Genomic DNA, 12,116 nt, shown 5'->3' with positions numbered 1-12,116 from the left:
CACTCTCCGACAGCTCTGCGGTGTTCGTCGCAACTGGCGGCACACGGGTCGATCCGGCCACGCTCCAATTGCTGCGCGACATCGTCGTCGACTTGGCCAAGGAATCCGGCTTTCCGCAACCACCGGATGCCAAGCAAAAGGTCAGCTTCGACCTGCAGCTCGCCGTTATACTGCACCGCGAGATGCGAATCTCGCCTGCCGAGGCAGCCTCCGGCGACGTCTGGGCCTTTCTCGCGCTGATAGTCCTCCCTGACGTCGCGCACTGGCGCTACCCGAAGCCTCCAGGCGATCGAGTGCTCGGCTCCGATCTCACCCGCCACGTCCTCGGACGCATGTGGTGGAGAGCCCAGCTCGTATACGCCCCGACCGACTCCGACCCATACGCCGCGCTTTACGTCCTCGGTGAAGCAGCCTTCGACCAGATCTACGCCCGCCGCGCAGCCCTCGGCGGTAGCCCCCACCTGATCCAGTCGATTCTGCGCACCTGGAAGCAGATGGACTTCTCAGGCCCCGACATCACCGAACGAGACATCCTCCGCGACTTCCTCAAACGCCTTCTTCGGCTGGCGCCGTTCGTCGTCTTCGAGGCGCTGGACAGTCGGGCGCTGGACGAGGAACTGCTCGAAATCGCGAAGGAAACGGTGTTCGGCTACCTGTCGTTCGGCGGTCGAGTACCTGCCAACGAGGTAGAACCTCGGGCAGCGCGAGTCTTCGGCGCGGTGTCCTGAATTCCATGCGTCTGAGAAGGTGCGAAGGCGATACTGCGTCTCCGGATTCGAGCTGACGATTTTCGGCGACCAACGTTTCGAAGCGACTGCGCCGCAGGGCAGCCCGTGTGTGCCGATTGTCCGATTCGAACTCTAGTTCGAAGATTGATAGCCTTCGCGCATGGTCAGCTCATCGCATGAAGCGATGCACGGGATCTTCACTCACAACGCCGCGGCGGTCGGTCATGCCTTCCGCGTACTCGACCTACCGTTCCCTGATCCCGTTGCAGTGGAACAGATTTCGGTTGACCTGACCGAGACGGCGCCAGTTGAACGGCGGGCGGACACGATTCTGCGGGTCACGACCGCGGTGGACGAGTTCTTGCTCATCGTGGAGGCGCAATCGAGCAGCGACAACTCGCGGGTAGCCGCGTGGTCGTACTACGTGACTTTCTTGCACAATAAGTATCGGTTGCCTGTTGTGCTGGTGGTCGTCTGTCATGACAAGGAGACCGCCACCTGGGCAAGCAAGCCGTTGACGCTCATGTATCGGGGCTGGACGTGCTTCACTTTGCTGCCCATCGTCCTCGGCCCACATAATGTGCCTGCCATCACTGACCCGGCGGATGTCCTCGCCGACCTGCCTCTTGCTGCACTGTCGGCGATTACTCACGCCCGTGAGCCCGAGATCGGTGCGATACTGGAGTCGATCATCATCGCTTTCCGGCGACACGGATTGGATGGTGAGACCGCGTTCTACGCTGAACTCATCGAACAGGGAATTTCACATACCGACGCAGCCCAGCTTTGGAGGGACAAAATGGAAACGGATCTGTCGTTCTTCCGTTCGGAGTCTGCTCAGCGGCTGCGCGCCCAGGGACGCGAGGAGGGCCTCGAAGAGGGGGTTGGTTTGGGAGTCGCACGCTCGGTGCTGACTGTGCTCACTGGTCGCGGAATCGAGCTCTCGGCGGCCCAGCGCGAGCTGCTCGTTGGAACGACTGACCTCGATCAGCTCAACGCATGGCTGTTGCAGGCAGTGACCGCGACCAGGGCCGGCGAACTCTTCGATTGAGCGGTTTTCCCGCAGATCAGTCCGTCTGGCGGACCTTGATGGCGTCTCGGGAGATGTAAACGTCGTATTCGCCGGGGGTGGCGATGGTGGCGTTGCCGTAGGCGGAGCGGACGAAGGGGTTGGTGTACCAGCGGTTTTCGTTCATGTCTTCGAAGAAGTCGCGGTCGCCGCCGTTGAGGAAGATGTGGTCTTGGGCGGGGGATTTGCCGTCGAGGCGTTGGCCGTACAGGCGGCTGAGTTTGTAGCCGGAGTGGAAGCCGAGGGCGTTGACCCACGGTTCGAGTTCGACGATGTTGGACTGTAGGGCGAACATGTCGCCCTCGATGCGATGCGTTGTCGGCTGACCCGCGTTGCCGTCTTCGTCGAACTGGGTGAGGACGAGATCGAGCTGGTGTTCTTGGCCGGCAACGGGTTTGGCGACTACGTGCGCGGCTTTGATTTCGCCGGTGAGGCCGAGGTAGGTCTGTAGGAGGGTGGCGATCCAGAGTAGGAGGACCGCGACCACGAGGATGGCGGCGCCGGGAACCGCGCGGCCGAGAACGGCTCGGGGTCCGCGGCGGCGGGTGGCGGCCAGTGCGGCCATGATCAACAGGACGACGGCGAGGGCGATCATGGCCAGGAGACCGACCTGGGCCAACCCGAAGGACACCGGGAAACTCATGATGTGGGTATACCCCGAAACATCTGTGGCAGTCACGGTCTCGAAGTTCTCGAGCGGGGGAAAATCGTTCAGGAGGGGTGACGGTGGAGAAGTATCGGGTGCTGGTGGGGGTTCATCTGGTGTTGGTCGATGCGCGGGAACGGGTGTTGTTGGGGCGCAGGGCGAATACGGGGTTCGGGGACGGGTTGTTCCATGTGCCTGCGGGACATCTGGAGGCGGGGGAGTCGGCGGTGGCCGGGTTGATCAGGGAGGCACGCGAGGAGGTGGGCATCGACATCGATGCTCGGGATGTGGAATTCGCGCATGTGTTGCTCAGTGACGAACGGGTGCAGATGTTCTTCACCGTGCGGCGATGGACGGGTCCGGTCACCAATCGCGAGCCCGAGAAGTGTTCGGAACTCGAATGGTTCGATCCCGCGGGCTTGCCCGACGAGATCGTCGACTACTGCCGAGTGGGCATCGGCAAAGTGCTGTCCGGGCAGGTGTTTTCGGAATACGGGTGGGAATCGGCTACGGGCTGACGGTCGGCGTCGCCTCGCGGCGGCGCATCAGGGCCAGGACCGCGATCGCGCAGCCGAGGGCCACGACGATCGCGACCACGCCGGGGCCGACACCTCGGTCGACGTCCGCGGTGCGGTACCACGACGATGAATAGGCGAGGTGGCCGAAATTGCTGTCGCTCAAGGCGACTCCGATCGAGGGTACGAACAGGATCGCCAGGCCGACAGTCGCGGACGGGGGGCTCTGCGGAACCGACGTGCCGAGGCAGTACCCGGCGACCGAGCCGAGCGCGAGGCAGCCGAAGGTGGCGGTGAGCGTGGCGGGTGGGGCGAAGACGTCGGCGGCGAGGACGAGGCAGGCCAGGGCGAGCACGCTCACCGCGGCCACCAGCGGACGTGGTGTGCGCATGCCGAGCAGTAGGCCGGCGGCAGTGGCTGCCAGCGTGGCGAGGTCGACCCAGCCCGAGCGCGGCAGCGTGATGACGAGGCTGCCCGCGACGGAGAAACTGCTCATCAGCAGGACCAGAAGGCCGTCGCGTCCCGGCAGGATCAGCGCGGCGGCGACCGCGGTCGCGATGGCGGCGATCGAGGCGATGATCAGATAGGGGGCGCTGGTCTTGTGGGAGGCCACGGCGAGCGCGGTGATGATGGTCGCCGTGTAGGCGACGACGGCGGCGAACACAGGCGCCAGCGGAATGGCGGTTTCGGTGCTCCAGCGGGGTGTGGACGCGGTGGTGAGCGCGAAATAGGCGAGGGCGAGCACGCTGGCCGCGATGAACCACAGGGGCAGCGTGCCGCCGAGCGTGCCGCTGAAACCGTCGGAGTTCGGGTCGGTGGGCGACTGGGTCAGGTCACCGAGGATGGTGCCGCCGAGCGTGCCGAACAGGTAGACGGTTCGCAGCGGCGGTTCGTTCCAGACGGCGATCGCGAGCGCGCCGATGACGACACCCGCGAGCAGCGCGTCGATGAAGTTCAAGGTGGGCAGCGACAAAACGTCGAGGTGACCGTCGGCGCTGTCCGGGATCAAGGCGAGATGGTTCACCAAGATGCCGACCAGCGCGACCAGCGCGGTCCAGCGGGCCGTGCGCGCGCTGCCGATGGCCACCGTGATGGCGGCGGTGATCACCGCGATGAACGCCGCACCGGTCATCGCCCGCGGAACGTTGAACACCAGCAGGTCGACATGCAGCGACGCCGCCAACGACGAGAAACTGATCGGCAGCATGATAGCGAGCGCCGCGACCGAGGTGGCGACGAAGACCGTGACGGCTTCGGCCGCGCAGCGAACGGTCGAAGGCTGCACCGAATCCCCGTTCTCGCGGCTGACCCGGTCCGGGCGGACCGTGTCCGGAGCATATCCATTTCGTCACCGGGCGATCGGCTCCTGGAATCGAATGCCGTTCGTGTCGCGGGCGCCGGCATGCGACGATTGACGAATCAGGTTGGCAGGCACAGGAGTCGGAGGCCGATGATGCCAAGCGGGGTCGTGACCTGGTTCGACAGCGGCAAGGGTTTCGGGTTCATCACTCCCGACGCCGGTGGACCAGACGTGTTCGTCGAGTACACCGAGCTGGCCGGCGGGGGGTGGCGCACGCTGCGCGACGGTCAGCGGGTGGAATACACCGTCACCGAGACTCGGCGCGGACCCGAAGCGCACGATGTGCGGGCCGGGTGATCAGAAGAGAGCGTCAGTTCTGGCCGCTGGGCCAGAAGCGGCTCGCGCGCTGACCGTGGACCGGGCGGGCGAGGTTGGGATCCTCGGCCTCGGTGATGCCGACCTGCATCAGCAGGATCATGGTCACCATGCTGATACCGATGATCAGTGGGGTGAGCAGCTGGGCGGCGGTGGCGCCGGTGGCGTGGGCGACGTGGGCGCTGGTGTGCGCGCTCATCGAGAACATGCCGGTGTAGTGCATGCCGGTGACGGCCACGCCCATCGGCAGGGCGGCGCCGATGGTGGCGAGGAAGCCGTGGATGTGCAGGGCGAACCACAGTGCCGCGATCGAGGCGATCACGGCGATGGCGAGCGACGCGGCGACCACGACGGGGTCGTAGATGATCTCGGCATCGGTCTTCATCGCGTACATGCCCGCGTAGTGCATGGCCCCGACACCGAGTCCGGTGATCGTGCCGCCGACCGGTAACGCGACGCTGTCCCAGCTGCGGCGCACCACGATCGATAATCCGAGCCACACCACACCCATGGCGACGGCGGCGCTGAACAGGGTGATGGGGACGTTGTAGCGGATGGTCACGCCCTGGACCGAAAAACCGAGCATCGCGATGAAATGCATGACCCAGATACCGGTACCACCGAGTGCGATCGCGGCCGCGGTGAGCCAGCCGCCGTGCATGCCCGATGCGCGCGAGCGAACCATGCAACGCAGCGCCAGCATCGACCCGACGACCGACATGACATAGGCCAGCAGGGGTGTCACCCAGCCGTAAGTGAAATGGTTGATATCCAGCACCGTCTACTCCTTGCGTGATTTCTCGGCGAGGCGTGCGATCCCTCACGAACCCGGAAAATACGCTGGTAGGGAATTTGCCGTACTGGGTTTCTCGAAAATGTAAAGGGTCGCTGACGGTGGCTCGTCACAAATACGTAGGGCTCTCGATGGTGAAGCATTCCAGTCGGTTCGGTGCGTGCGTCCGCAGGCAATCCGGCATCCGCGGAGCAACTACCTCGGCATACGCTGAGCATCCGCCCGAAAAATGCGGGTTGCGTCACGTCCGTGACAGCGCCGGCTGGCAGCATCCACGGGTTGCGTTCCTCACAGTTCGCACACTTTGCACTGTGCGATGTGGCCGAATTCGTCGGATCATGGCATGGTGGACACCGAGACCAGGGCCGGACTATTAGGACCTAGCTCATCTACAGAAGGTTTTGAAATGGCACAGGGTGTTGTTAAGTGGTTCAACGGCGAAAAGGGCTTCGGCTTCATCGCCCAAGACGGAGGCGGCCCGGACGTCTTCGTTCATTACTCCGCGATCGGCGGCTCCGGCTTCAAGTCCCTCGAAGAGGGCCAGCGCGTGGAGTTCGAGGTCGGTCAGGGTCAGAAGGGCCCCCAGGCTCAGGACGTTCGCGCCATCTGATTCTGCGCTGACCAGCGTACGAATGTGAAGCTCCGCACCGGATGGTGCGGAGTTTCTGCTATTCAGGGGTAGGTCACCTCAGCGCTTCGGCGCGGAAGAACTCGCCGGTGACAGCCATCGACGTGGTGAGATCGCGTGGTCCGCGCGCGGCGAATTCCACCCTGGCTGTCTCGAATTCGGCATCGATGAACGCTGTGATCAGCGCGGGCGGGGCGGCCGAACCCATCTCCCTTGTCTTCGACTTGAGATCTGTCAGCTCGGTGATCGCCGCCACGAGGTCGGTCGGCAGTGCGCACTCGGCGATCAGCGTCGGCAGGTGCATCGGCGCCACCGCGGCACCGGGGTGCTCGCGCAGCCACCGCAGCGCCATCGCGGGCCGCAACGCGTAGAACACCTTCTTCAAGCCGCCGGTGCGCTCGAACAGCGCCCACTGACGCGCGCCCAGGTGCAGGTAGTGCCGGGCGATCCGGTCGCGATCGGCGACCTCCATGGCCACCTCGCGCAGCCGGGTGCGAAACGCCTCGTCGCCGCGGTAGACGATCGGCGACATCAACCATTCGACGAGCACCGCGTTGCCCGCCACCAACAGGCGCAGCGCCTTCGCCAGATCCCAGCCGTTCACGTCGAGCAGGCCGATCAGCGGTGTTTCGATCACATCGCGGGTGCGCCACGGGGACAGATAGGTGTCCAGGTCGGCCACATACACGAAACGGCAGTCGTAATCGGAGTCCGGCGAGGGGAAACCCCAAGCACGGCTACCGCTTTCGATGGCGAGCCGGATGGACACGTTGTGCTCGACCGCCACCCGATCGAGCTCGGTGTCGACGGCGGCCACCACGGCCGGGTCCATCGATTCGGGGACGGTGCGCAAGGACATGCGGTGATGGTAGAGGGGGCGGCGCCCAGGGTTCACCCGGTTTTCGGGCAGGGGGGTAAGGGCAGCCGAAGTTCGGGCGACTATTCTGGGCGGCGGTAATTGCCGACCCCCATTCTTCCCCAGGAGTACCCCACAGTGAGCCAAGCAGGCCGTCCTGTAGTTCTGATCGCCGACAAGCTCGCCCAGTCGACCGTCGACGCACTCGGTGACGGTGTCGAGGTTCGCTGGGTCGACGGACCCGACCGCCCGGCGCTGCTCGCCGCGGTTCCCGAGGCCGACGCGCTGCTCGTGCGCTCGGCCACCACTGTCGACGCCGAGGTGCTCGACGCGGGCAAGAAGCTGCAGATCGTCGCCCGGGCCGGTGTCGGCCTCGACAATGTCGACGTGCCCGCCGCCACCGAGCGTGGCGTGATGGTCGTCAACGCGCCGACCTCCAACATCCACACCGCCGCCGAGCACGCGGTCACGCTGCTGCTCTCGGCCGCGCGCCAGATCCCGGCCGCCGACGCGACCCTGCGGGAGAAGACCTGGGCGCGCAGCAAGTTCAACGGTGTCGAGATCTTCGGCAAGACCGTCGGCGTGATCGGCCTCGGCCGCATCGGTCAGCTGTTCGCGCAGCGTCTGGCCGCTTTCGAGACCAAGATCGTCGCCTACGACCCCTACACCTCGCCCGCTCGCGCCGCCCAGCTCGGCATCGAGCTGCTGAGCCTGGAGGAGGTGCTCGAGCGCGCCGACTTCATCTCCATCCACCTGCCGAAGACGCCCGAGACCAAGGGCATGCTCAACGCCGAGACGCTGGCCAAGACCAAGCCGGGCGTCATCATCGTCAACGCCGCCCGCGGTGGGCTGATCGACGAGCAGGCGCTCGCCGACGCCATCAAGTCCGGCCACGTGCGTGCCGCCGGTCTGGACGTGTTCGAGACCGAGCCGTGCACCGACTCGCCGCTGTTCGACCTCCCGCAGGTCGTCGTGACGCCGCACCTCGGCGCCTCCACCTCGGAAGCCCAGGATCGTGCGGGTACCGATGTCGCCAAGTCGGTGCTGCTGTCGCTGGCCGGTGAGTTCGTGCCGGGCGCGGTGAACGTCACCGGTGGCGCTGTGAACGACGAGGTCGCCCCCTGGCTCGACGTGGTCCGCAAGCAGGGTGCGCTGCTGGGCGCCATCGCCAGCGAGCTGCCCGTCAGCGTCGAGGTGCAGGTCCGCGGCGAGCTGTCCGCGCAGGACGTCGCCGTGCTGGAACTGTCCGCGCTGCGCGGTGTGTTCTCGGCGCTGGTCGAGGACCAGGTCACCTTCGTCAACGCCCCGGCGCTGGCCAAGGAGCGTGGCATCACCGCCACCGTCACCACCGCTTCGGAGAGCCCGACCCACCGCAGCGTCGTCGACCTGCGCGCCGTGTTCGGCGACGGTTCGACCCTGAACGTGGCGGGCACCCTGACCGAGCCGAACCTGGTCGAGAAGATCGTCAACATCAACGGCCGCAACTACGACATGCGCGCCGAGGGCCTGAACCTGGCCGTGCTGAACTACAGCGATAAGCCGGGCGCGCTGGGCAAGATCGGCACCCTGCTGGGCGAGGCCGAGATCGACATCCTGGCCGCGCAGCTGAGCCAGGACGTGGATGCCGAAGGCGCGACCGTGGTGCTGCGCGTCAACGCCGAGGTTCCCGCCGAGGTGCAGACCGCGATCGCCGAGGCCGTCGGTGCCTCGAAGGTCGTCCTGGTCGACCTGGTCTGATCTATCGGAGCGCCGGCGCGCTCGAGTCGCGGCCCCGCCGGTCCCGACGAAATGCGGGGCGATACTCGCGCCTTCGGCGCATTGTCTCGCCCCGCCTTTCGTCGAGGCGGCCGCGACGCCCGCTGCGCGGGCAAGCCTCCTCGGGGTCGGCCTCGACGGGGTTGAGTCGGTGCGTAACGGCACCGCTTCGGTCGGTCGTGGCGACCGCCGATTCTCTGAACGGGAGCTGGACTCATGAAACTCGCAGTTATCGCCGGTGACGGCATCGGTCCCGAGGTCATCGCCGAGGCGCTCAAGGTGCTCGACGTGGTGGTGCCCGGCATCGAGAAGACCGAATACGACCTGGGGGCCGCGCGCTACCACCGCACCGGGGAGATCCTGCCGGAGTCGGTGCTGCCCGAGCTCAAGCAGCACGACGCGATCCTGCTCGGCGCGATCGGCGATCCGTCGGTGCCCAGCGGTGTGCTCGAGCGTGGGCTGCTGCTCAAGACCCGTTTCGCGCTGGATCACCACGTGAACCTGCGTCCGTCGAAGCTGCACGTCGGCGTCACCAGCCCGCTGTCGGGCAACCCGGACATCGACTTCGTGGTCGTGCGTGAGGGCACCGAAGGCCCCTACACCGGTACCGGTGGCGCGATCCGCGTCGGCACGCCGCACGAGGTGGCGACCGAGGTCTCCAACAACACCCGCTTCGGCATCGAGCGCGTGGTGCGCTACGCCTTCGCTACCGCGCAGGCCCGTCGCAAGCACCTCACCCTGGTGCACAAGAACAATGTGCTCACCTTCGCCGGCTCGCTGTGGCAGCGCACCGTCGACGAGGTCGCCGTCGAATTCCCCGAGGTGACCACGGCGTACCAGCACATCGACGCCGCCACCATCCACATGGTGACCGACCCGGGCCGCTTCGACGTGATCGTCACCGACAACCTGTTCGGCGACATCATCACCGACCTGGCCGCCGCCGTGAGCGGTGGCATCGGCCTGGCCGCCTCGGGCAACATCGATGCCTCGGGCGTCAACCCGTCGATGTTCGAGCCGGTCCACGGCAGTGCCCCCGACATCGCGGGCCAGTCCAAGGCCGACCCGACCGCCGCCATCCTCTCGGTTTCGCTGCTGCTCAACCACCTCGGCAACACCGAGGGCGCGACCCGCATCGAATCCGCTGTGGCCAAGGACCTGGCCTCGCGCACCGGTACCGCCTCCACCGTGGAGGTCGGCGACCGCATCGCGGCCATCGTCTAGGACAACTCGACAGGAAGAGCCTGCACCGGAGCTCGATGGTGCAGGCCCTTCCCGGTTTCGGGTCGGCAGTATCGGCGAAAATGTGTGCGCTGGTTCGCTGAATGCGTAGGCGGTCCCGACGGTGGTGTCTATCCCATACCCCGGTGACTAGACTGATCACATCGTGGCGTGTCCAGTCGGGCGGACAGGCACATGGAGGGTGGAAGGCCCCAGATCGGGAGGCGAGATGACTGTTGACCGCGCTGCCGGTGACAGCGGCTTCGGCCCTTACACTGTGCTCGATCTGCACGACCTGTCGGAGGACGGCAAAGGGTTCGAACTCGAGGACGGATGGTTGGTCGAGGTGGCTGCGGGGGCTCGGCACAACTGGATCGCGCATCGGCTGGCTCACATGGTGCGAGGTGCACTGCCCAACGACTCACTTGTGGTTTTCGACGGCGGTGAGTGGGAGATCAGCACCCCTTCAGGTGTACGGAAGCCTGATGTTCTCATCGTTCCTCGTGACGTCGCGCGATCGGTGATCGTGGACGAGGTGCCGAGAATGCTTCCAGGACTCGACGTCTTGCTGGTCGTCGAGGTGGTCTCGCCGGGCAGCGGAAGTGAACGTACCGATCGGGTGCGAAAGGTCGGTGAGTATGCGGCGCTCGGGATTCCCGAATATTGGATTGTGGAGCACCGTCCCGGAATTCGAGTCATCCGGCTGGTGCTCGATCCCGTCGCAGGTACCTATCGTGCCGATCCGGCGGTCGGATCCGGCTCGGTGTTCGACGTAGTGTTGCAGGGGGACAGCGATGTTCGAGTGTCCTTCGATCCCGAACAGCTGATCGAGTTCTGACTGCTCGGCGGCAATGGCTCGCTCCGGCTGAATTCCGGAGCGAGCCATTGCCGTAGGTGACGCGGATCGAATTGTGTCCGGTGAGTGCGTGATCCGGCTACTCGACTGTCCCGACACGCCATTCATGGGGACGGTGCGAGCAGGGCAGATGGTGCCGTATCGCGATGAACCAGACTAGTGGGCCGCTATTTTCGGGATCCTCTTGGCACAAAGGGCACCGCTGCCAGAGCAGCGACCGCCGCCAACGCGTACACCACCGGGAAGCCGGTTGCGGTGATGACGGCACCGAAAAGTGGTGGGACGGCCGCTATCGCGAGGTTCTGGCCGGTGTTCTGGATGCCGAGACCTCGGCCGCTCCAGAACGGGCCCGCGATTTCGGCCACGGCGGTGAAAGCCAAGCCGTTGTCGGACACCGAGATCACCGAGGCCGCGACCATCAGGGGGACGGCGGCCCACCACCAGTCGGTCCAGGCGGTGATCGTCAGGGCGGCCATGGCGACGGCGGCGGCGACGGCTACCTGGCGCAGGGGGCCGAGGCGGGAGCCGACGCGGTCCGACCAGGCTCCCGCGCCGATTCTTCCCGCGGCGCCCAGGAATTGGGTGGCGGTCATCAGCGCGCCCGCGGCGGCCAGCGACCAGCCCAGGTCGACGTGCAGCCACAGCAGACCGAAGGTCCACAGGGTGGCCTGGGGGACGACCAGCAGGATCGAGACGCCGTGGATGCGCCACAGGGTGGAGTCCCCGCGATAGGGGTTGGCGCGGTCGGCGGCCTTCGCCGCCGGTCGCGGTGGGTCGACGATGCCGACCAGACAGCCGATCGCGGCGACACCGGCCATCAGCGCGGGCACCAACAGAGCCGCGGGGATGCCGTGGTTCGCGGCTACCCACGGGATGGTGAGTGCGCCGATGCCGACCCCCAGCGGTTGCGCGGTCTGGCGGATGCCCATGGCCAGGCCGCGTCGATCCGGCGGGAACCAGCCGACGATCACCCGGCCACTGGCGCCGTTGGAGCTGGCAGCGCCGATACCGCCCACGAACAGCAGCACGCCGAACGCGACCGGGTTGTCCACCACGGCCGCGCCGACGCCCGCCGCGAACATCAGTAGCGTTCCCGCTACCAGCACGATGCGTTCGCCGATCCGGTCGACCACGTACCCCCACGCGATCAGGGTGCAGACCAGACCTACCGTCGGTAGTGCCACCAGCGCGCCGGCGGACGCGAGCGAATCGCCACGGGCGGTGAGGGCGGGCAGCAGGAACGGGGTGCCGTGGATGAAGATCGAACTCGAGGTCTGCGCGAAGACGCCGAGGGCGAGCATCAACCAGCGTCTGCCGTCACCGATCTGCGTTACTTCGGCCATCGGCCGCGCGTCTGACACGATTCTCACCTCG

The 12,116-nt window shown here is 66.2% G+C and carries 13 protein-coding genes; 8 read left to right on the top strand and 5 right to left on the bottom strand.

Going from position 1 to position 12,116, the window contains the following annotated elements:
* Positions 1-20: 20 nt before the first annotated feature.
* Both QX204_RS23225 and QX204_RS23220 read left to right on the top strand, forming a co-directional pair.
* Positions 21-728, top strand: coding sequence for a DUF6339 family protein (locus QX204_RS23225; protein ID WP_301902291.1), 708 nt, complete (start codon positions 21-23; stop codon positions 726-728).
* Between the two features lie 160 nt (positions 729-888).
* Positions 889-1,779, top strand: coding sequence for a hypothetical protein (locus QX204_RS23220; RefSeq protein WP_301902289.1), 891 nt, complete (start codon positions 889-891; stop codon positions 1,777-1,779).
* 16 nt (positions 1,780-1,795) lie between these two features.
* Here the strand turns inward: QX204_RS23220 and QX204_RS23215 are convergent, their stop codons facing one another.
* On the bottom strand, positions 1,796-2,440 hold the full coding sequence (locus QX204_RS23215) for an ABC transporter permease family protein (protein WP_301902288.1): 645 nt from the start codon (positions 2,438-2,440) through the stop codon (positions 1,796-1,798).
* A gap of 77 nt (positions 2,441-2,517) precedes the next feature.
* Between QX204_RS23215 and QX204_RS23210 the strand changes: the two genes are divergently transcribed.
* Positions 2,518-2,961, top strand: coding sequence for an NUDIX hydrolase (locus QX204_RS23210; RefSeq protein WP_301902287.1), 444 nt, complete (start codon positions 2,518-2,520; stop codon positions 2,959-2,961).
* On the opposite strand, the gene QX204_RS23205 is transcribed toward QX204_RS23210, so the two are convergent.
* Positions 2,951-4,243, bottom strand: coding sequence for a hypothetical protein (locus QX204_RS23205; RefSeq protein ID WP_301902286.1), 1,293 nt, complete (start codon positions 4,241-4,243; stop codon positions 2,951-2,953). The two genes, QX204_RS23210 and QX204_RS23205, sit on opposite strands and share 11 nt — an antisense overlap.
* Before the next feature lie 168 nt (positions 4,244-4,411).
* Between QX204_RS23205 and QX204_RS23200 the strand changes: the two genes are divergently transcribed.
* Positions 4,412-4,615 carry a cold-shock protein gene (locus QX204_RS23200; protein WP_056815711.1) on the top strand — a complete coding sequence of 68 codons (204 nt, stop codon included), beginning with the start codon at positions 4,412-4,414 and terminating at the stop codon, positions 4,613-4,615.
* A gap of 13 nt (positions 4,616-4,628) precedes the next feature.
* Here QX204_RS23200 and QX204_RS23195 read toward each other — a convergent pair whose 3' ends face one another.
* Positions 4,629-5,411 carry an MHYT domain-containing protein gene (locus QX204_RS23195; RefSeq protein WP_301902285.1) on the bottom strand — a complete coding sequence of 261 codons (783 nt, stop codon included), beginning with the start codon at positions 5,409-5,411 and terminating at the stop codon, positions 4,629-4,631.
* Between the two features lie 421 nt (positions 5,412-5,832).
* Between QX204_RS23195 and QX204_RS23190 the strand changes: the two genes are divergently transcribed.
* Positions 5,833-6,036: a cold-shock protein gene (locus QX204_RS23190; RefSeq protein WP_056812000.1), complete on the top strand. Its 204-nt coding sequence runs from the start codon at positions 5,833-5,835 to the stop codon at positions 6,034-6,036.
* A 73-nt stretch (positions 6,037-6,109) separates the two neighbouring features.
* On the opposite strand, the gene QX204_RS23185 is transcribed toward QX204_RS23190, so the two are convergent.
* On the bottom strand, positions 6,110-6,913 hold the full coding sequence (locus QX204_RS23185; protein ID WP_301902284.1) for a nucleotidyltransferase domain-containing protein: 804 nt from the start codon (positions 6,911-6,913) through the stop codon (positions 6,110-6,112).
* 135 nt (positions 6,914-7,048) lie between these two features.
* On the opposite strand from QX204_RS23185, the gene serA reads away from it, so the two are divergent.
* The 3 genes from serA (at position 7,049) to QX204_RS23170 (ending at position 10,724) form a co-directional block, all read left to right on the top strand.
* Positions 7,049-8,647 (top strand): phosphoglycerate dehydrogenase, encoded by a 1,599-nt coding sequence (gene serA, locus QX204_RS23180; protein WP_301902282.1) that lies wholly within the window; start codon positions 7,049-7,051, stop codon positions 8,645-8,647.
* A gap of 234 nt (positions 8,648-8,881) precedes the next feature.
* Positions 8,882-9,889: a 3-isopropylmalate dehydrogenase gene (locus QX204_RS23175; RefSeq protein WP_301902281.1), complete on the top strand. Its 1,008-nt coding sequence runs from the start codon at positions 8,882-8,884 to the stop codon at positions 9,887-9,889.
* Between the two features lie 226 nt (positions 9,890-10,115).
* Positions 10,116-10,724 (top strand): Uma2 family endonuclease, encoded by a 609-nt coding sequence (locus QX204_RS23170; RefSeq protein WP_301902280.1) that lies wholly within the window; start codon positions 10,116-10,118, stop codon positions 10,722-10,724.
* Positions 10,725-10,909: 185 nt separating this feature from the next.
* Here the strand turns inward: QX204_RS23170 and QX204_RS23165 are convergent, their stop codons facing one another.
* Positions 10,910-12,085, bottom strand: a complete 1,176-nt coding sequence (locus QX204_RS23165) for an MFS transporter (RefSeq protein ID WP_301908085.1) — start codon at positions 12,083-12,085, stop codon at positions 10,910-10,912.
* Positions 12,086-12,116 lie beyond the last annotated feature (31 nt).

This window comes from Nocardia sp. PE-7 (assembly GCF_030486425.1).
Classification (GTDB): domain Bacteria; phylum Actinomycetota; class Actinomycetes; order Mycobacteriales; family Mycobacteriaceae; genus Nocardia; species Nocardia salmonicida_A.
This window is presented reverse-complemented; position numbering and strand designations above follow the sequence as displayed.